Raw genomic sequence first — 17,324 nt, 5'->3', positions numbered from 1 at the left:
CTTCCGCGGCGCTGGCAAGGGTGCAGGTGGAACCGGGCCCTGTCGTCTCACGCCGCCCTGGGGAAGATCGACTCGTCGTCCAGGATGATGCGGGCCGTGGCGGTGTAGTGCTGCGTCAGCAGCGCCACCGCGTGATCCGCATCCCGGGCCAGCACGGCGTCCTGGATGGCGCGGTGCTCGGCCTCCACATCCCGCACGGGGAAGGCGCGGATGGCGGCCAGCTTGCGATAGCGCTGGTGCCGGTCCGTGAGCTGGTCGCAGAAGCCGACGAGCCAGCGCGACCCGCAATTCCCCACCAGCGTGCGGTGGAAGTCGCGATGCCGAGCTTCCCAGGTCGGGTCGTCCGGCTCGCGGGGCGTCCGGGACAGGCGATGGCCGGCCAGCAGAACCGCTTCCTCCCAGGAAGGCGTGGCGGCGGCCATCGACTCGCGCAAGGCGCGTTCCTCCAGCCAGCAGCGCGTGCGCGTCAGTTCCAGCAATTCCTCCGCGCTGATACCGGGCACGGTGAAGCCGCGCTGGTCCTCCGCCGCGACCAGGCCGTCCGCGGCCAGGCGGTTCAGCGCCTCCCGCAAGGGAGTCTGGCCGATCTCGTAGCTCTCCATCATCACCTTGATGGCCAGCCGCCGCCCCGGCAGCAGGCGTCCCGCCAAGATGTCGGCGCGGATGCGCTCATAGACGCTGGTGGCGTGGGTGACGCCGCGGGGGACGCTGACCGGCCGCTCCGGCTCGACTGACATACAAAGGGCTCCCTCTCCCCGAAATATATACATTGGGGTTTACACGCCGGGCAATATGCATCATCCATCACGGGGTCAGGGTTGGAACCGGGCCTGAAGTGCCCGGCGGATGGAGCGGCCGATGAGCGGATTTCCGGTGACGGCGCTGCGCAGCGTGGATCTGCAGGTGCCGGACCTCGTGACGGCGGAGCGCTTCTACACGACCATCTGGGGGCTGAAGGTCGCCGCGCGGGACGGCGGGTCCGTCTGGCTGCACGCGACGGGCGACGACCACCACGTGCTGGCGCTGCACCCGGGGGCAGAGGCCGCGATCCGCTCCGTCACCTTCCGCGCGGTGGATAACGGCGCGCTGCACCAGGTGCTGGGCATGGCGCTGGCGCAGGGTGCCGCCGTGCTCGCGCAGCCGGCGCCGCTGGCCGAGCCGGGCGGCGGGCTCGCCTTCACGCTGCGCGACCCCGCAGGCTCCGTCTTCCGCATCGTTGCCGGCGACGAGCGCCGCGCGCCCGATGCGCCTACCCGCGACACGCCGGATCGCCTGGCACATGTGAATCTGAACTGCCGCGACGTGGACGCGACCGCGCGCTTCTTCGAAGCCGGGCTCGGCTTCAGGCTGGCGGACCGCTCCAAGCTGATGGCCTTCGAGCGCTGCAACAGCGACCATCATGCCGTGGTGCTGGCGGAGGCGCCGGTCGACGGGCTGAACCATGTGGCCTTCAATATGCCGGGCTGGGAATGCGTGATGCGCGGGGCGGGCCGCATGATCGATGCGGGCTTCCCCATCGCCTGGGGCGTCGGCCGGCACGGGCCGGGCGACAATGTCTTCGCCTATTTCATCGATCCCTTCGGCATCGTCATCGAATACACGGCGGAGGTTGAGCAGGTGGGGGACGACCATGTCGCCCGCGGGCCGGACCACTGGACCTGGCCGCCCGGCCGCACGGACCAGTGGGGCATCGCGCCGCCCAAGCCGGAGACGACGAAGAAGGCCCAGCTCGCCATCCGGTTCGCGTGAAGTCGCCGATGCATCACGACGTCGTCGTCATCGGCTTCGGCCCCTCCGGCGCCGTCGCCACCGCGCTGCTCGGGCAGCACGGCTTCGAGACGCTGGCGATCGATCGCGCGACGGAGGTCTATGACAAGCCGCGCGCCATCGCGATCGACCATGAGATCATGCGGCTGCTGGACAATCTGGGCGTGGCGGAGGCGGTGCTGCCCCACACCGCGCCCTTCCCGGCCAGCGAGCATTTCGGCGCGGAAGGCCAGCTGATTCGCCGTATCGACATGGTGCCCGCGCCCTATCCCATGGGCTTCACGCCGACCATGGTCTTCACCCAGCCGCCGGTGGAGGCGCTGCTGCGCGCCCATGCCACAGCGATGCCGGGCGTCACGGTGGAGCTCGGCACGGAACTTGTCGCCATCAGCCAGGACGCGGATCGCGTCACGCTGCGCCTGCGCGATGCGCAAGGCGAGCGAGAGGTCACCGCCGACACGGTCATCGCCTGCGACGGCGCCTCCAGCTTCACGCGCAGCGCGCTCGGCATCCGCTTCGAGGATTTGGTCTTCGACGAGCCCTGGCTGGTGGTGGATTTGCGGGTCGGAGAGAGCGGTTTGAGAAAGCTGCCAGCGAACGCCGCGCAGTTCTGCGACCCCGCGCGCCCCATCACCTACATCGTCGGGCCCGGTAGTCATCGCCGCTTCGAGATCATGCTGAACGCCGGAGAGGACCCGAAGGCGATGCAGCAGCCCGATGCCGTCTGGGCGCTGCTATCGCGCTGGCTCTCGCCCGGCGATGCCACGCTCTGGCGCGCGGCGAGCTACCGCTTCCACGCGCTGGTCGCGGCTGAGTGGCGGAAGGGGCGCATCTTCCTGGCCGGCGATGCGGCGCACCAGCAGCCGCCCTTCATCGGCCAGGGCATGTGCCAGGGGCTGCGGGATGTCTCCAACCTGGTGTGGAAGCTGGCGGCGGTGCGGGATGGCGCGGCGCCCGCGCTGCTGGACAGCTATGCGGCGGAGCGCGCGCAACACGTCCGCACGCTGACCGCGCGCATCAAGAAGATCGGCCAGCAGATCTGCGAACGCGATCCCGTAGCCGCCGCCGCGCGCGACGCGGCCCTGATCGCGCAGGGCGGCGGCACCCCGCCCGTGGTGACGCGGCAGGAGATCGTGCCTCCGCTGGAGACCGGCTTCCTGGCCGATCCGCCGCACCCCGCGCAGGGCACGCTCTTCCCGCAGCCCTTCATTCGATACCAGGGCGAGTGGGTGCTGATGGATCGGGTGCTCGGCCATGGCTGGCGGGTGGTCTCGATCGGCGAGATGCCCGGCGCCACGCGCATCAAGCCACACGGTGCCGAGGGCCCAGGCCTGGAGGAGCGGGACGGCATCGTGGCCGCCTGGTTCGCGCGCCATGGCGTGCGCGCCGCCCTCATCCGCCCCGACCACTACGTCCATGGCGTCGCCGCCGATGCGGCGGCGCTGCAATCCCTGCGGGCCGCGCTGGCGGCCGTGCTGCATCCCGTGAAGGAACCCGCATGAAGCTCGCCACCTTCCGCCACCAGGGCCGCACCAGCTGGGGCGTCGTCGGCGACGGCGTCATCCATGATGTCGGCGCCGTCCTGACGCAGTTGCCCGACCTGAAGTCGGTGATCGCGGCTGGTGCGCTGGATGCGGTGCGCGATGCGGCCGCCGGCGCGCCGCGGATCGCGCTCGATGCCATCGAGTGGCTGCCCGTCATTCCCAACCCCGAGAAGATCCTCTGCATCGGGCTGAACTATGAGGAGCACCGGAAGGAGACGGGGCGCAGCGTCGTCGGCAACCCCACCATCTTCACCCGCTTCGCGAACAGCCAGGTGGGCCATCAGGCGCCGCTGGTGCGGCCGACGGTCTCCACGGATTTCGACTACGAAGGCGAATTGGCCGTCATCATCGGCACCTCCTGCCGCCATGTCTCGAAGGCCGACGCCTTCGCGCAGGTCGCGGGCTATGCCTGCTACAATGATGGCAGCGTGCGCGACTGGCAGCGCCACACCCACCAGTTCACCCCCGGCAAGAACTTTTGCGGGACTGGCCCCTTCGGCCCATGGATGGTGACGCCCGACGAACTGGGCCCGATCGGGCCCCAGCGCCTGCAGACCCGCGTCAACGGCCAGGTCGTCCAGGACGCGAAGCTGGAGGAAATGCTCTTCGATATCCCGACGCAGATCGCCTACTGCTCCACCTTCACGCGGCTCGAGCCCGGTGACGTGATCGCGACCGGCACGCCCGGCGGCGTCGGCGCCAAGCGCACGCCCCCGCTCTGGCTGAAGCCCGGCGACGTCGTCGATGTGGAGATCGAGGGCGTCGGCCTGCTGACCAACACCGTCGTCGACGAAACCTGAAACCACCACTGGAAGGGAGGACACGAACCATGACGCGAAACCGCGCAACCCTGACCCGCCGCGCGATGCTGGCGGGCCTCGCCACGCTGCCCGCACTGCCGGCGCTCGCGCAATCCGACTGGCCGCGCCGGCCCATGCGGATCATCGTGCCGCAGCCCCCGGGCGGCAACCTCGACATCCTGGTGCGCGCCATCGCGGAGGGGCTGCGCGCCGAGCTCGGCCAGCCCGTGGTGGTGGAGAACCGGCCGGGCGGCAACAGCGTCATCGGGCTGGAGGCCTGCGCCCAGGCGGCGCCGGACGGCACCACCTTCTGCGCCGTGAACATCGAGGTGATGACCACGATGCCGCATGCGGAGCCAGAGCTCTTCGCGCGCTTCGCCTCGCTGCTGCCGATCACGCAGATGGCTTCCGCGCCCTCCGTCCTCGTCTCCTCCCCCGCCGTGCCGCCGGGCACGCTGAAGGATGCGGTGGCCTGGGCGCGCGGGCGGCGGGACGTGAACTACGGCTCCTCCGGCGTCGGCTCCGCCCAGCAGCTCCTCTATGAATGGCTGAAGGCGAAGGAGGGCATCCAGATGGAGCATGTCCCCTTCCGCGGCATCGGCGACGCGATCCGGGAGACGGTCGCGGACCGCGTGCAGTTCAGCTACTCCGCCCTCGCGCTCGCCATGCCGCAGATCCGCGCGGGGCGCCTCAGGCCGCTGGCGATGCTGGGCGGCACGCGGCATCCGGAACTGCCGGACACGCCCTCGATGCGCGAACTCGGCTACGACTACCCCTATGGCGGCGCCTGGTGGGGCCTCTCGGCGCCCGCGAACCTGCCGCCCGCGATCCAGGACGGCATGGCCCGTGCCGTTCGCACCGTGGTGACCAACGAGGATTTCCGCGCCCGCGTGCTGGCGCCTAACTTCTTCAACGGCATCGGCAATACCCCGGCCGAATTCGCGGAGATCATCACCCGCGAACGCGCCGCGGGGGCGGAGCTGGTGCGGCTGTCCGGCATCGGGCCGGAACGCCGCTGAGGGGATGGCGGGGGCTGCAGCCCCCGCGACTCGCGGCATTTGCGAACGAAAAGCGAACATGCTACACGTGTCGCAAACCCGCAGGACAGACCCCCATGGCAGCCCGGAAGCCCCGCGCGCCGCGCCCGATCGACGCGGCCCTTCAACGCCTTCTCGCCTTGGCCGGCCGCGGCGTCGCGCCCGGCCGCATGGCGCGGGAGGTGGACGCCATCATCGCGGAATGGCGGCAGCTGGCCGAAACGGATGAGAAGTTCGACCTGGCGGCCTCGCTGGAATCGCTGCGCGAACAGCTCGACGCCGGAGTCGGCGCGGCGGAGGAGCAGGTGGCCGATGTGGATGCCAGCGAACCCGCGGCGGTGAAGCAGGCCAATGCCATGCTCTCCGCCCTGGTCGCGACCCGGGACGCGGCGCTCGCGGCTTGATGTATTGCCCTCAAGCGCCGGGCGGCCGCTCCGCGGCCTTGGCGTCACGGCAGCGCCGTGACCGTGACGAAGGCACGCCTGCGGCGTGACGGACTTCCGGCGGGCGCCGTTCGGCGCCTCGGACCGCGTTGCGGTCCGCGGGGGCCCGTCCCCCTGCACACCCCGTGCCCGGAAGCAAGACCGTGCAATTGGAGGCACTTCCGGTGTAGAGTTGCGTCCTGGGTTCAGGACATGTCGTTGATGCCGCGCACCGCCACACCTCCGGCCGTGGGCGACCGGATCGCCGCCGCCGGCCGCCGCTTCGCCTCCCCCGCCGTCAAGGCGCTGATTCGCCGCCGGTTGGCGGAACTGCTCGGCCTGGTGCTGGTCGTCATCGGGCTGGTGACGGGGTTGGCGCTCGGCACCTATGACCCGGCCGATCCCTCCTTCTCCACCGCCACCAGCCGGCCCGTCGGCAATCTGATCGGGGCGCCCGGTGCGCATGTCTCGGACATCCTGCTGCAGGGCTTCGGCTACGCCGCCTTCCTGCCGGTGGCCTGCATGATGACTTGGGCCTGGCGGCTGGCGGTGCACAAGGGCCTGACGCCCTTCGCGCTGCGCCTCGCCTGCCTGCTGGCGGCCCTGCCGATGCTGGCCGCGACGCTGACCCTGCTGCCCCTGCCGGATGCCGCGCCGGTCCATGCCGGCCCGGGTGGCGCGGCCGGACCTGTGGTGGCGGATGCGGTGCTCGGCCTGCTGGGCGACCTGCTCGGCCCCGTCGGCGCCGGCATCGCCCATCTCGTGCTGGCGGGCGTGACGGCGCTGCTCACCTTCGTGGCGCTCGCGCTGACGCTCGGCGAATGGCGGCGGGCGGGATCGGCGGCTGGCAGTGTCGCCGCCACCGCCGCCGCCGGGGCGGGCCAGGCCACGATGGGCGCGGCCCGCACCGCCGCGGCCGGGGCGCGCAAGGTGGGCGAACAGGTGCCGCCCGGCCTTGTCTCCCGCGTCGCCACTTGGCCCTTCCGCGCCATCGGCGGCGCGCTCCGCCGGCGGCGGGAACGCGAGACGTCGTTGGCGGACATGCTGCGCAATGCCGATGAGGCTGCGGATCGCGGCGTCGCCCCCGGCACCGTCATCCGCCGCGAACCCGTGCTCGGCGGCGTGCCACGTCCGACCGCCTTCGAGCCGCCACCCGCGCCGGCCGCCCATGCGCCGCCCGCGCCCGTGCCGCCGCCGGTGGAGCCGCCACGCCCCAAGGCCGTGGTGCCGAAGGTCGCGGAGCGCGCGCCCGCGCCGAAGCCCGCGCCCAACGCGCTGCAGGGCAGCCTCGACCTACCCACCGGCACCTGGCGCTTCCCGCCGCTCTCCCTGCTGACCGCGCCGCCGACGCGCCGCGCCACGGGCCCGTCCGAGGAAGCGCTGCAGGGCAATGCCCGGATGCTGGAGACGGTGCTGGAGGATTACGGCGTCCGCGGCCAGATCAACCAGATCCGCCCCGGCCCCGTCGTCACGCTCTACGAACTCGAACCCGCTCCCGGCACCAAGTCGGCGCGAGTCATCGGCCTTGCCGACGACATCGCGCGGTCCATGTCCGTCACCGCGGTGCGCATCGCAACCGTGCCCGGCCGCAACGTCATCGGCATCGAGATGCCGAATGCGAAGCGGGAGACGGTGCTGCTGTCGGAACTGCTTGGCGCGGAGGATTGGGCGCGCAACACCGGCAAGCTGAACCTGGCGCTCGGCAAGGATATCGGCGGCAGCCCGGTCATCGCCGACCTGGCGCGCATGCCCCACCTGCTGATCGCGGGCACCACCGGTTCGGGCAAGTCCGTCGCGGTCAATACCATGATCCTTTCGCTGCTCTACCGGCACAGCCCGGATGAGTGCCGCTTCATCATGATCGACCCGAAGATGCTGGAGCTTTCCGTCTACGACCGGATCCCGCACCTGCTGGCCCCGGTCGTCACCGAACCGCCCAAGGCGATCGGCGCGTTGAAGTGGACGGTGCGGGAGATGGAGCGCCGCTACCGCGCCATGTCCCAGCTCGGCGTCCGCAACATCGCCGGCTACAACGAGAAGGCGCAGGCCGCCCGTGCGCGGGGCGAGGTGCTGACGCGCCGCGTGCAGGTCGGCTTCGACCCGGAGACGAACAAGCCGCTCTTCGAGGACCAGCCGCTGGCCCTCGAGCCCCTGCCCATGATCGTCGTGATCATCGACGAGGTCGCGGACCTGATGATGGTCGCCGGCAAGGATATCGAGGCCGCGGTGCAGCGCCTGGCGCAGATGGCGCGTGCCGCCGGCATCCACGTCATCATGGCGACGCAGCGCCCCTCGGTCGACGTCATCACCGGCACCATCAAGGCCAACTTCCCGACGCGCATCAGCTTCCAGGTCACGTCGAAGATCGACAGCCGCACCATCCTCGGCGAGATGGGCGCGGAGCAGCTGCTGGGCCAGGGCGACATGCTCTACATGGCCGGCGGCGGCCGCATCAGCCGCGTGCACGGCCCCTTCGTCTCGGACCAGGAGGTGGAGGATGTCGTGGCCTTCCTGCGCGACCAGGGCGAGCCCGCCTATGTCGACGAGGTCACGGAGGTCGATGAGGACGCCGAGGGCGATGGCCCGCCGGGCCTGCTCGGCGGCAACACCGATGCCGAGGGCTCGCTCTACGACCAGGCCGTGGCGCTGGTGACGCGGGAAGGCAAGGCCAGCACCAGCTTCGTCCAGCGCCACCTCAACATCGGCTACAACCGCGCCGCCAAGCTGATCGAGCAGATGGAGAAGCAGGGAGTCGTCGGCGCCGCCAACCATGTCGGCAAGCGGGAAGTGCTGGCGCCCGGCCCGAGGGATTAGGGGCGTCGGGATCATATCAGCGGACCGGTCGCTTGACCGGTCCGAGCGCCCGAATGGGCGCCGCCGCTTATGCGTCACGCCGCAGGCGTGCCTTCGACACGACGCGTCTCAGGGGGCCCTGAAGCGGTCACGCGAAAGGGCCGTTGGCATTGGACCCTTCCCGAACCGCGGGGCGCCGCCATCTCCCCGGCGCCATGACGCTGCGCCGTACCCTGCCGCTCCTCCTCCTCCTGGCCGCGCTGCCCGCGCGGGCGGAGGAGCCGGCGTGGCAGGCGCTGCGGGAGGGTGGAATCGTACTCTTCCGCCACGCCAACGCCCCCGGCGGTGGGGATCCGCCGGGCTTCCGCCCCGGTGACTGCGCGACGCAACGCAACCTGGACGATGCCGGCCGCGCCCAGGCGCGACGGATCGGGGAGGCGCTGCGTGGCGCTGGGGTCACGGTGGGCGCGGTGCTTGCCTCCGCCTGGTGCCGCACCACGGAGACGGCTGACCTCGCCTTCCCCGGCCGCGTCGCCACCGAGCCCGCCTTCAACTCCTTCTTCGCCGACCGCAGCACCGCCGCGGCGCAGACCGCCGCCGCGCGGGCGATGCTGCTCGCCTGGCAGGGCCCCGGGGCGCTGTTCGTCAGCACGCACCAGGTCAACATCACCGCCCTCACCGGCATCGTCCCCGCGCCAGGGGAGGGCGTGGTGCTGCGCCGACAGGGCGATGCCGTGATCGTGATCGGTCGCATCCGTCCCTGACCGGCCACGCATTACCGATCGGGCAATCTTCCCGGCCCAGGACTCCGGTCCATGACCCAAGCCGCAGCCCGCCCCTGGACCGACCTCGACGACACCGCGCTGGCCGCCGTGACTGGCGGCAGCGGCGCCACTGTCGCCGCGCAAGCCGATGCGGAGGAGGAGGGCGACTACGGCGTCACCCTTTCAAGCCCGAGGGTGGCCGGCGGCAGCGTCTCCACCGGCGACCAGGCCTCCACCAGCATCGTCGTCAACGGCGTCACCCTCCAGGCCGGCGCGGGCTGGGGCGCGGCCGCGGGGTTCGAGGTGACGCAGACCGGCGCCAGCGCCGGGGCGGGCGTCGGCGCCGGCATCGCCGCCAGCGGCAGCGTGACCGAGGGCCAGGTCACCACCACCGTCACTTTGGTCGCCGCCGCCGGCGCACAGGTGGCGGCGGAGGCCGGCGCCCAGGGTGTCAGCTACGGCGCCGTCGCCGGGATCGGCGGCACGGTGGCGGTGCAGGTCTCGACCGAGCACCATCTCGGCCACGGCACCACCGCCACCACCTCCACCACGACCGAGGTCGGCGTCCGGGCGGTGGCGGAATGGGCGATGTCACTCGGTGCGCAGGGCGTGCAGGCCGGCACGGAAGTGTCGGTCGGCGCCTATGCTTCCGTGACCGTGGCAGCGTCGATCGGCGGCGAGCAGGGTTCCGGCAACGTCAGCGCGGGCTATGTCGATCCGGGTTCCGCCGGCGTCGGCGCGCACGCCACGGCCGGCTACCGGGATGGGGAGGTGACGCTCGGCGTGAATGCCGAGATCGCGCTCGGCATCGGTGGCGTCAATCTCGGCGTCGGCGGCACGGTCGATGGGAATGCGGTCGGGGAGGCGGCGACGGATGCCGCCATCATCGCCCAGGCCCGCGCCCTGATCGCGGCCGAGGCCGCGGTCGCGGAGGCGCGGGAGGGCGTCACCGCAGCCGAGGAAGGCCTGCGGGAGGCCCGTTCGGCCGCCGCGGGGGCGAGCCGGCTGGTCGAAACGCTGGAAGACCGGCTGGAGGCCATGCCTCGGGGCGCCGGACCGGCGGGACGTGCCATGGCGGCCTCGCTCCGCAACGAACTCGAGCGCGCGGAGGCCGTCGCCGAACGGACGCAGGCGGCCGTTGCCACAGCCCAGGCCGGCTACCAGGCCGGGCAGGCCACGCTGAGGGAGGCTGAGGCGCTGCAGCAGGGGCTGCTGCGCGAAGCCTCCGATGCCGTGACGCAGGCCGTCCAGACCATCATCCAGGCCGAGCGCGCCGCGGCCGCTGCCGTGGTGGAAGCCGAGCGCGTGGCAGCCGCCGCGGCGGCGGAGGCGGAGCGCGTGGCGGCGGCAGCGGCCGCGGAAGCGGAACGCGTGGCCCAGGCCGCGGCGGCGGAGGCCGAGCGTGTGGCCCAGGCAGCGGCCTCGGCCGCCAGCGCGGCCGCCAGCACCGTCGGCAATGCCACGCAGAGCGCCGTGAACACGGTCGCCAACACCGCCTCCAAGGTCGGGTCCAGCATCAGCCGGGCCTTCCGGTTCTGACGCGGCCTCAAGCCTCCCGCGCGGGGGCGTCGGCGATGGTGGCGGCGATCCGCTTCGGCGCCACCAGGCTGAAGCTCCGCCGCACCAGCGCCGCGACCTCCTCCCAATCCACCGCGCCCGCCAGCCGCACCCCCACCCAGCCCTTGTGGCCAAGGTAGGGCGGGCGGAAGAAGCGATCGGGCGCCGCTTCCAGCAGGATCTCCTGGCTGCCCTTCGGCGCCTTCAGCCAGACGGCGTCTTCCTGCGCCAGCGCGAAGATCTTTCCCCGGATGCGGAAGGTCGGCGTCTCCCAGGTCTCCACTTCCTGCGCTTCCGGCAGGGCCAGGCAGATCCGTCGCAGGCGCGTGATCGGGGATGGGGCCATGGCGCGATGCTATCGCCGCTGCGCGGGTCGGTGAAACAGCCTGAAACGCCGCGCGCTTGACCCGCTGGCCCCCGGGGGCCGACCGTGCCGCGGCATCCGCCCCGGGAGACATGCCATGCGCCGCACGCTGATTGCCGCCCTGCTGAGCCTTTCCGCCGTGCCGGCCGTGGCCCAGGATCGCCCTGCGCTGTATCCGACGCGCGATGTCGCCGTGACCTATCGCGTGAATGGCGGGCAGGCGCAGGCGGCCGGCATGCAATCCATCACCATCGCCTGGCTGGCCGCGGCGCAGGCGATGCGCATGGATATGGGCCCCGCCGGCTACATGGTGGCGGACCATCGCAACCAGCGCGGCTTCATGGTGATGCAGCAGGCGCGGATGATCATGGATGTGCCGATGCAGCAGGCCATGCAGCAATACGGCCCCTCCGAGAACGCGACCTATCGCCGCACCGGCAGCGCGACGGTGGCGGGCCATGCCTGCACGGTCTGGAGCTACCAGGACCGCGGCAACAGCGGCACGGCCTGCATCACCGGCGATGGCGTGATGCTGCGGGCGGAGGGCACGAGCCAGGGCCAGTCCGGCGGCATGGAGGCGACGCAGGTCGCCTATGGCGCCCAGGACCCGTCCCGCTTCCAGCGCCCGCAGGGCTACCAGAGCATGCAGATGCCCGGTGGGGGCCAGATGCCGATGGGCCGTCCGCCCGCCGGCGCGGTCACGAAGTAGCCATGCGCGCTGTTGCCCTTGCCGTGCTGCTGGCGGCCGCTCCGGCCGCCGCGCAGCAGGCGCCGCTGATGGTACCGATGCGCGATGTCGCGATCACCTATCGCAGCACGGGTGGCGGCGATCCGGTGACCATTTCCATGGCCTGGTCGGCCGCGCGGAAGGCGGTGCGGATGGACATGCCGGGCATGGGCTGGTCCGTCGCCAACCATGGCGCGACGCCGCCCAGCGGCTTCATCGTGATGGAGGAGGCGCGGCGCGTGATGGACATGCCCGCGCAGGTGCTGAACCGCCAGATCGGCGCGCCGCGCGATGCGCGCTTCGTGCGTGAGGGTTCGGACCGCATTGCTGGCCAGGCCTGCACCGTGTGGCGCTACCAGTCCGGCGCGGATGAGGGGCGTGTCTGCCTGACCGCCGATGGTGTCATGCTGCGCAGCCAAGGCAGCTTCGCCGGTCAGCCCGGCGGCATGGAGGCCACGCAGGTGACCTATGCCCCGCAGGACCCTTCCCGCTTCGATCCCCCCGCCGGCTACCAGCGCATGCCGTTGCGCCGGTAGAGGCGGGGTCCGGGGGGCGCCACGCCCCCCGGCGGAGCACGAGGCGGAGCCTCGTTCTTTTCATGCCCTCAAGCGCCGGGCGCGGCCTCCGGCCGCTTGGCTCGCCGGACTTCCGGCGGGCCGCATTCGTGGCCTCGGCCAGCTTCGCCGGCCGCAGGTGGCTTCCTGCGGCCGCTGGCGTCACACCTTCGCGCGCGGGTCGTGCTGCGCGAGGCGCCCCAGCAGGTATTCCACCTCCGCCACCGCCTTGGCGCTCAGCATCCCGCCCGGCTTGCGCTGGGCGTCGCTGGCGATGATGCCGCGGCGCTTCATGACGTATTTCCGCACCGCCAGGCCGAGGCCGAATTGCTGCTCGTAGCGGATCAGCGGCAGGTGCGCGTCGAAGAGGTCATGCGCCGCGTCGCGCTGCCCGGCCTGCAGCTTGCCCACGACCTCCACCAGCATGTCGGGGAAGGCGTAGCCCGTCATGGCGCCATCCGCGCCGCGCTCGACCTCGAAATCGATGAAAAGGCCGCCATTGCCGCAGAGGATGGAGATCGGCCGCAGCGATCCCTCGGCCTGCCAGGCGCGCAGCGTCGAGATCTTCTCGAGCCCCGGCCAATCCTCGGCCTTCAGCATGACGCAGGAGGGGTTGTCGGTGACGATCCGCTTGATGACGCCCGGGGTCATCTGCACCTGGAACAGCAGCGGATAGTCCTGCAGCACGAAGGGGACGTCCGGGCCGATCGCCTCCACCGCCTGGCGGTAGTAGGTGACGATCTGGTCGTCGGTGCGCAGCGTGTTGGGCGGCGCGATCATCACGCCCGCGGCGCCCGCGTCCATCGACCCCCGCGCCAGCGCGCGCATGGCGGCGAAGCCGGGGGCGGAGACGCCGACGACGATGGGGATGGAGGCGCGCTTGATCATGCGCGTCGCGATCGCCAGCGCCTCCGCCTGGTCGAGCTTCGGGGCCTCTCCCATCACGCCGAGCACGGTGATGCCGGTGGCGCCGGCTTCCATGAAGAAGTCCGTCATCCGGTCCGTGCTGGCCTCATCCACGCGGCCGTCATCGTGGAAGGGGGTGGGGGCGATGACGTAGACGCCGCTGGCGGTGTGGTCGAGGGCCATGGGGTGGGGTCTCTCCGAACTGGTCAGGACAGGGCTTGTGGCATCGGGACGCCGAGCTTGCCAGCCGGGCCCTCCAGCGCGGCCAGGATGTGGGGGGCGAGGCGCAGGCCCCGCGCCACGGCGTCCCGCCGATGCGCCAGGCCGGATTCGCCGGGCAGGCGCACGCGCTCAATGCCCGGCCGCGGCGTCGCGGCGCGGCAGGCGGCGGCGGTATGGCCGGTCTGCCGCGTGAAGGCGTCGATCCCCGCGAAGGCGTCGGGGTCGATCAGCTGCAGCAGCACGCTGGCCGTCTGGCCCTTCGGTGCGTCGGCGCGGCCATAGCCGGACAGGCCCTGGGTCAGCGCCTCGTTCATCAGGGCCCAGGCATAGCCCTTCTGGCCGTGGTCGAAGCCGCCCGCGGGCAGCAGGCTGCCGCCGGCGGACAGCACGGCGGGGTCGTCGGAGGGATTGCCCTCCGCATCCTGCAGCCAGTTCGCGGGGTAGCGCTTCCCCTGGCGCGAGAGCGTGTTCGCCATGTTGATGGTAGTGATGGAGGCGCTGACATCGAGCATCACGGGATCGCCGCCGGTCGGGAAGCCCGCCGCGACGGGATCGGGGGAGAGCACCGCCTGCCGCGCCCCGTGCGGCGCCACGGCCTTGGCTCCCGGCGCGGAGGAATGCAGCACCAGCATGCAGCCGGCCTCCGTCGCGCGGGTCAGGTAGGCGGCGAGGCAGCCGATATGGTGGCTGTCGCCGATGGCGATGGTGACGGTGCCGTGGTTGCGCACGCGCTCCAGCGCCAGGTCCAGCGCCTTGTGCACCAGCCAGGCGCCCGGCAGGCGGCGGCCATTCCAGGTGACGCAGGCGCCGAGGTCCCGCACCACCTCCGGCCCGCCTTCCTTGCGCATCGTCCCGGCTTCGAGGTCATCGAGATACTTGGGCAGCAGCGCGAGGCCATGCGTGACGTGGCCGAGCAGGTCGGATTCCACGAGTGTGCGGGCCACCGTGCCCGCCTTGTCGTCATCGAGGCCCGCTTCGGTGCAGAGTGCGGTCGCGAAGGCGATCAGTGCGGCGGGGTCATGGCGCGGAGAGTCGAGCATGGGCGGACAGGTTCCTCAGTCTTGTCCGCCCTCACTACCACCCGTCGTCAGAACCCGAACAGCCGCGCCGGATTGTCGACGAGGATCTTCCGCCGCGCCGCCTCATCCGCCCAGTCGCCGAGCAGGTTGAAGAGCTGCACGGAACCGACGAGATGCGCGAAGGACAGATGCGGGTAGTCGCTGCCCCAGATGATGCGGTCGGGCACCGCCTCCACCAGCGCGCGCGCCATCGGTGCGGCGTCCGCGTATTCCGGCGGCGTCGCCATGCGGTAGGTGCCGGTGAATTTCGCGTAGCCCCGCACCTCGTCGCGCTTCAGCACCTCGATGAAGGTCTGGAAGCCCGGCTGCTGCGGCCCGTCCTTCGCCAGGAACATGCCCATATGCGCGACGCTGAAGGGCACTTTCAGGCTGGCGAGGGTCGGCAGCAGCTCCGCCGTCAGCCAGCCCGGGCCGAGGAAATCCAAATGCCAGCCCAACTCATGGCAGCGCGCTTCCAGCCGCCGGATGCGCGGCAGCATCTGGCTGGAGAACCCATCGATGCGCGGCTTCACCGGCGAGTAGTTGATCCGCACGCCGCGCACGCCGATGGCGTCCATCTCGGCCAGCACCGCATCCGGCACATCCTCCTCCACATCGACGATGCCGCGGCAGCGCGCGGGGCCGACTTCGCGCATCGCATCCAGCATGCAGGCATTGTCGCGGCCATAGGCGCTGGGCTGGACGAAGACGAAGCGCTCGATGCCGAGATGCGCGGCCAGGTCGAGGTAATCCCCCAGCGGCGCATGCGGCGGCTTGTAGCGCAGCGGCTCCTCGGAGGCGTAAGCGTATTCGCCCTCCGCGCCGAAGACATGGAAATGCGCGTCGCAGGCAAGCGGCGGCGCGCGGAAGGCCGGCGGGCCTTCCGCCTTGTGATCGAGTGTCATCCTGTTCCTATCCTGCCGTCACGCCGGCGCGGGTGACGACGTCCTTCCACAGCGCCACCTCCCGCGCCAGATGCGCCTGCATCTGCTCCGGCGTGGAATGCACGGGCGTGGCACCGGCGGCGGCAAAGGCCTCCACCAGGCGGGGGCGGCGGAGCGCCGTCGCGATCTCCGCATTCAGGCGTGCCACGATATCCGCCGGCGTGCCTTTGGGCGCGGCGATGCCCCACCAGTAGCTCATGTCGTAGCGGGGCACGCCGGCCTCGATGAAGGTCGGCACCTCCGGCAGCGCGGCCGCGCGCTGCGCGCCACTGACGCCAAGGCCGAGCAGAGTGCCCTGCCGCACATGCGCCACACCGGAGGCCAGGCTCGCGATCGCCATGTCCACGCGCCCGCCGATCACCTCCGCGATCGCGGCGGCGACGCCGCGATAGGGCACGTGCAGCATGCGGGTCTCCGTCACGTTCAGCAGCAGCTCCATGGCGAGATGCGCCGACGACCCCTGGCCGCCCGAGCCGAAGGACAACTCGCCTGGCCGCGCCTTCGCCATGGCCACGACTTCCGCCACCGTCCTGGCGCCGAGGGAGGGCTTGACCAGCAGGATGGAGGGGCTGTCGGCGATGCGGCTGATCTGCACGAGGTCGGTCAGCGGATCGTAGGGCAGGGCGGGATAGAGCCCGACCGACATGGCCAGGGAATTGTCCGTGAGCAGCAGGGTCAGCCCATCCGGGGCCGACCGCGCCGCGGCCGTGGCGCCGAGCGTGCCGCCCGCGCCGCCCCGGTTCTCCACCACCACCTGCTGGCCGAGCTGCTCCGTCAGCTCCTGTCCCAGCAGGCGGGCGGAGGCATCGGTGAAGGACCCCGGGGCGAAGGGGACGATGATGCGGATGGGGCGCCCGGGCCAGCCGGGTTGGGCAAGCGCGGCGCGTGGCAGAAAGGGTGCCGCGAGAAGCGGCAACAGGGCACGGCGGCTGATCATGGTGTTCCTCCCGTTTGGCGCCCGACGGCCTGCCGCCAGCGTGCCAGAAGGGCGCTTCGGCGGGCAGGGTCCAGCAGGCGCGGAAAATCCTCGTCCAGCGCGATCGGCGCGATCGGGCGCGGCGGCGGCTGCGCCACCGGCCAGAACCCACCCTCCGCCAGCGCCGACTGGCCTTCCGCCGAGACCAGATGCGCCAGGAAGGCGCGGGCGGCATCGGGGTTGGCGGCGCGGCGGGGGATGAAGGCGAGCCGCGCCACGGCGGGCGCGGGCCGGGCGGAGGGCGCGATGGCCGCCTGTCCCGCCGCCTCCGCCCGCAGCGCATAGGCGCCGAGCACATGGACCGCGAGCTGCCCGCCATGATTGACGAGCGACGGCGCCGAGCCGCCGAGGGTGGGCCGGCAGGCCGCCAGCGCATCCAGCCCCGCCTCGAAGCACGGATCCCGCAGGCTGGCATCCAGCAGCGCCAGGAAGCCCAGGCCGTTGGCCTTGATATCCGGCATGGCCACCTGCCCGGCGAAGCGGGCGGGGTCGGCGGCGACCAGCGCCGCGATCTCGCCGAAGCTACCCGCCGGGGCCAGCGGCCCGCGGATCAGGGAGAACACCGGCTCCCGCGTCGTCGCCAGCGCCAGGCCCTGCCAGTCGCAGCCCGCGGGCAGGGCATGCGCCACGCCATGCGGCATCGCATGCCCCTCCAGCACCAGGCCCATCAGCTGGTCCATGGCGCTGGACCAGTAGAGATCCGCCATGGCGCCGCCGGCCGCATGCTCCGCCAGGTAGCGCTGGTGCAGGGCGGTGGAGATGCCGAAGACGAAATCGACCTCCACCCCCGGATGCCGGGCGGCGAAGCCCGCCAGCAGCGCGGCGCAATAGGGCCGCTCCGCCGCCGAGAGGATGGTCAGGCGCCCCCTCACCATGCGGCGGAAACCTG

17 protein-coding genes are annotated in these 17,324 nt (G+C 71.9%); 10 read left to right on the top strand and 7 right to left on the bottom strand.

Annotated features, from left to right (window positions below):
- Positions 1-47 precede the first annotated feature (47 nt).
- On the bottom strand, positions 48-737 hold the full coding sequence (locus G3576_RS12925; protein ID WP_164694809.1) for a GntR family transcriptional regulator: 690 nt from the start codon (positions 735-737) through the stop codon (positions 48-50).
- Between the two features lie 121 nt (positions 738-858).
- Here G3576_RS12925 and G3576_RS12920 point away from each other — a divergent pair, with 121 nt between their 5' ends.
- The 8 genes from G3576_RS12920 (at position 859) to G3576_RS12885 (ending at position 10,666) form a co-directional block, all read left to right on the top strand.
- Complete coding sequence (locus tag G3576_RS12920; protein ID WP_164694808.1) at positions 859-1,749, top strand: VOC family protein; 891 nt, start codon at positions 859-861, stop codon at positions 1,747-1,749.
- 8 nt (positions 1,750-1,757) lie between these two features.
- Complete coding sequence (locus tag G3576_RS12915) at positions 1,758-3,269, top strand: bifunctional 3-(3-hydroxy-phenyl)propionate/3-hydroxycinnamic acid hydroxylase (RefSeq protein WP_164694807.1); 1,512 nt, start codon at positions 1,758-1,760, stop codon at positions 3,267-3,269.
- Positions 3,266-4,111: a fumarylacetoacetate hydrolase family protein gene (locus tag G3576_RS12910; protein WP_164694806.1), complete on the top strand. Its 846-nt coding sequence runs from the start codon at positions 3,266-3,268 to the stop codon at positions 4,109-4,111. The genes G3576_RS12915 and G3576_RS12910 overlap by 4 nt, the downstream gene beginning before the upstream one ends.
- 29 nt (positions 4,112-4,140) lie before the next feature.
- On the top strand, positions 4,141-5,130 hold the full coding sequence (locus G3576_RS12905) for a Bug family tripartite tricarboxylate transporter substrate binding protein (protein ID WP_164694805.1): 990 nt from the start codon (positions 4,141-4,143) through the stop codon (positions 5,128-5,130).
- A gap of 95 nt (positions 5,131-5,225) precedes the next feature.
- Complete coding sequence (locus tag G3576_RS12900) at positions 5,226-5,552, top strand: hypothetical protein (RefSeq protein ID WP_164694804.1); 327 nt, start codon at positions 5,226-5,228, stop codon at positions 5,550-5,552.
- Positions 5,553-5,792: 240 nt separating this feature from the next.
- On the top strand, positions 5,793-8,384 hold the full coding sequence (locus G3576_RS12895) for a DNA translocase FtsK (protein ID WP_164694803.1): 2,592 nt from the start codon (positions 5,793-5,795) through the stop codon (positions 8,382-8,384).
- Positions 8,385-8,578: 194 nt separating this feature from the next.
- The gene (locus G3576_RS12890; protein ID WP_207622798.1) at positions 8,579-9,127 is read left to right on the top strand and encodes a histidine phosphatase family protein; all 549 of its coding nucleotides are present in this window, start codon (positions 8,579-8,581) and stop codon (positions 9,125-9,127) included.
- A 51-nt stretch (positions 9,128-9,178) separates the two neighbouring features.
- The gene (locus tag G3576_RS12885) at positions 9,179-10,666 is read left to right on the top strand and encodes a hypothetical protein (protein ID WP_164694802.1); all 1,488 of its coding nucleotides are present in this window, start codon (positions 9,179-9,181) and stop codon (positions 10,664-10,666) included.
- 7 nt (positions 10,667-10,673) lie between these two features.
- Here G3576_RS12885 and G3576_RS12880 read toward each other — a convergent pair whose 3' ends face one another.
- Positions 10,674-11,030 (bottom strand): MmcQ/YjbR family DNA-binding protein, encoded by a 357-nt coding sequence (locus G3576_RS12880; protein WP_164694801.1) that lies wholly within the window; start codon positions 11,028-11,030, stop codon positions 10,674-10,676.
- A 115-nt stretch (positions 11,031-11,145) separates the two neighbouring features.
- Between G3576_RS12880 and G3576_RS12875 the strand changes: the two genes are divergently transcribed.
- Together G3576_RS12875 and G3576_RS12870 are read left to right on the top strand one after the other, a co-directional pair.
- On the top strand, positions 11,146-11,757 hold the full coding sequence (locus tag G3576_RS12875; protein WP_164694800.1) for a DUF4412 domain-containing protein: 612 nt from the start codon (positions 11,146-11,148) through the stop codon (positions 11,755-11,757).
- A gap of 2 nt (positions 11,758-11,759) precedes the next feature.
- Entirely contained in the window at positions 11,760-12,311 is a 552-nt protein-coding gene (locus tag G3576_RS12870; protein WP_164694799.1) for a hypothetical protein, read from the top strand.
- 180 nt (positions 12,312-12,491) lie between these two features.
- Here G3576_RS12870 and G3576_RS12865 read toward each other — a convergent pair whose 3' ends face one another.
- The 5 genes from G3576_RS12865 to G3576_RS12845 are packed head-to-tail and all read right to left on the bottom strand — an operon-like array spanning position 12,492 to position 17,310.
- Complete coding sequence (locus tag G3576_RS12865) at positions 12,492-13,418, bottom strand: dihydrodipicolinate synthase family protein (protein ID WP_164694798.1); 927 nt, start codon at positions 13,416-13,418, stop codon at positions 12,492-12,494.
- A 23-nt stretch (positions 13,419-13,441) separates the two neighbouring features.
- Positions 13,442-14,497, bottom strand: coding sequence for an Ldh family oxidoreductase (locus tag G3576_RS12860; RefSeq protein ID WP_164694797.1), 1,056 nt, complete (start codon positions 14,495-14,497; stop codon positions 13,442-13,444).
- Positions 14,498-14,544: 47 nt separating this feature from the next.
- Positions 14,545-15,420 (bottom strand): amidohydrolase family protein, encoded by an 876-nt coding sequence (locus tag G3576_RS12855; protein ID WP_164694796.1) that lies wholly within the window; start codon positions 15,418-15,420, stop codon positions 14,545-14,547.
- 7 nt (positions 15,421-15,427) lie between these two features.
- Positions 15,428-16,396 carry a tripartite tricarboxylate transporter substrate-binding protein gene (locus tag G3576_RS12850; RefSeq protein WP_164694795.1) on the bottom strand — a complete coding sequence of 323 codons (969 nt, stop codon included), beginning with the start codon at positions 16,394-16,396 and terminating at the stop codon, positions 15,428-15,430.
- Positions 16,393-17,310 (bottom strand): ABC transporter substrate-binding protein, encoded by a 918-nt coding sequence (locus G3576_RS12845; protein ID WP_164694794.1) that lies wholly within the window; start codon positions 17,308-17,310, stop codon positions 16,393-16,395. The genes G3576_RS12850 and G3576_RS12845 overlap by 4 nt, the downstream gene beginning before the upstream one ends.
- Positions 17,311-17,324 lie beyond the last annotated feature (14 nt).

Source organism: Falsiroseomonas algicola, from assembly GCF_011040385.1.
In the GTDB taxonomy this organism is placed as follows: Bacteria; Pseudomonadota; Alphaproteobacteria; order Acetobacterales; family Acetobacteraceae; genus Falsiroseomonas; species Falsiroseomonas algicola.
Note: the sequence above shows the minus strand (reverse complement) of the source record. Positions and strands in the feature narration are given on the sequence as shown.

Bases quoted from the DNA above. Each gene is read 5' to 3' on its own strand.
- G3576_RS12925 (WP_164694809.1), bottom strand. From the start codon at position 737: ATGTCAGTCGAGCCGGAGCGGCCGGTCAGCGTCCCCCGCGGCGTCACC.
- G3576_RS12920 (WP_164694808.1), top strand. From the start codon at position 859: ATGAGCGGATTTCCGGTGACGGCGCTGCGCAGCGTGGATCTGCAGGTG.
- G3576_RS12915 (WP_164694807.1), top strand. From the start codon at position 1,758: ATGCATCACGACGTCGTCGTCATCGGCTTCGGCCCCTCCGGCGCCGTC.
- G3576_RS12910 (WP_164694806.1), top strand. From the start codon at position 3,266: ATGAAGCTCGCCACCTTCCGCCACCAGGGCCGCACCAGCTGGGGCGTC.
- G3576_RS12905 (WP_164694805.1), top strand. From the start codon at position 4,141: ATGACGCGAAACCGCGCAACCCTGACCCGCCGCGCGATGCTGGCGGGC.
- G3576_RS12900 (WP_164694804.1), top strand. From the start codon at position 5,226: ATGGCAGCCCGGAAGCCCCGCGCGCCGCGCCCGATCGACGCGGCCCTT.
- G3576_RS12895 (WP_164694803.1), top strand. From the start codon at position 5,793: ATGCCGCGCACCGCCACACCTCCGGCCGTGGGCGACCGGATCGCCGCC.
- G3576_RS12890 (WP_207622798.1), top strand. From the start codon at position 8,579: ATGACGCTGCGCCGTACCCTGCCGCTCCTCCTCCTCCTGGCCGCGCTG.
- G3576_RS12885 (WP_164694802.1), top strand. From the start codon at position 9,179: ATGACCCAAGCCGCAGCCCGCCCCTGGACCGACCTCGACGACACCGCG.
- G3576_RS12880 (WP_164694801.1), bottom strand. From the start codon at position 11,030: ATGGCCCCATCCCCGATCACGCGCCTGCGACGGATCTGCCTGGCCCTG.
- G3576_RS12875 (WP_164694800.1), top strand. From the start codon at position 11,146: ATGCGCCGCACGCTGATTGCCGCCCTGCTGAGCCTTTCCGCCGTGCCG.
- G3576_RS12870 (WP_164694799.1), top strand. From the start codon at position 11,760: ATGCGCGCTGTTGCCCTTGCCGTGCTGCTGGCGGCCGCTCCGGCCGCC.
- G3576_RS12865 (WP_164694798.1), bottom strand. From the start codon at position 13,418: ATGGCCCTCGACCACACCGCCAGCGGCGTCTACGTCATCGCCCCCACC.
- G3576_RS12860 (WP_164694797.1), bottom strand. From the start codon at position 14,497: ATGCTCGACTCTCCGCGCCATGACCCCGCCGCACTGATCGCCTTCGCG.
- G3576_RS12855 (WP_164694796.1), bottom strand. From the start codon at position 15,420: ATGACACTCGATCACAAGGCGGAAGGCCCGCCGGCCTTCCGCGCGCCG.
- G3576_RS12850 (WP_164694795.1), bottom strand. From the start codon at position 16,396: ATGATCAGCCGCCGTGCCCTGTTGCCGCTTCTCGCGGCACCCTTTCTG.
- G3576_RS12845 (WP_164694794.1), bottom strand. From the start codon at position 17,310: ATGGTGAGGGGGCGCCTGACCATCCTCTCGGCGGCGGAGCGGCCCTAT.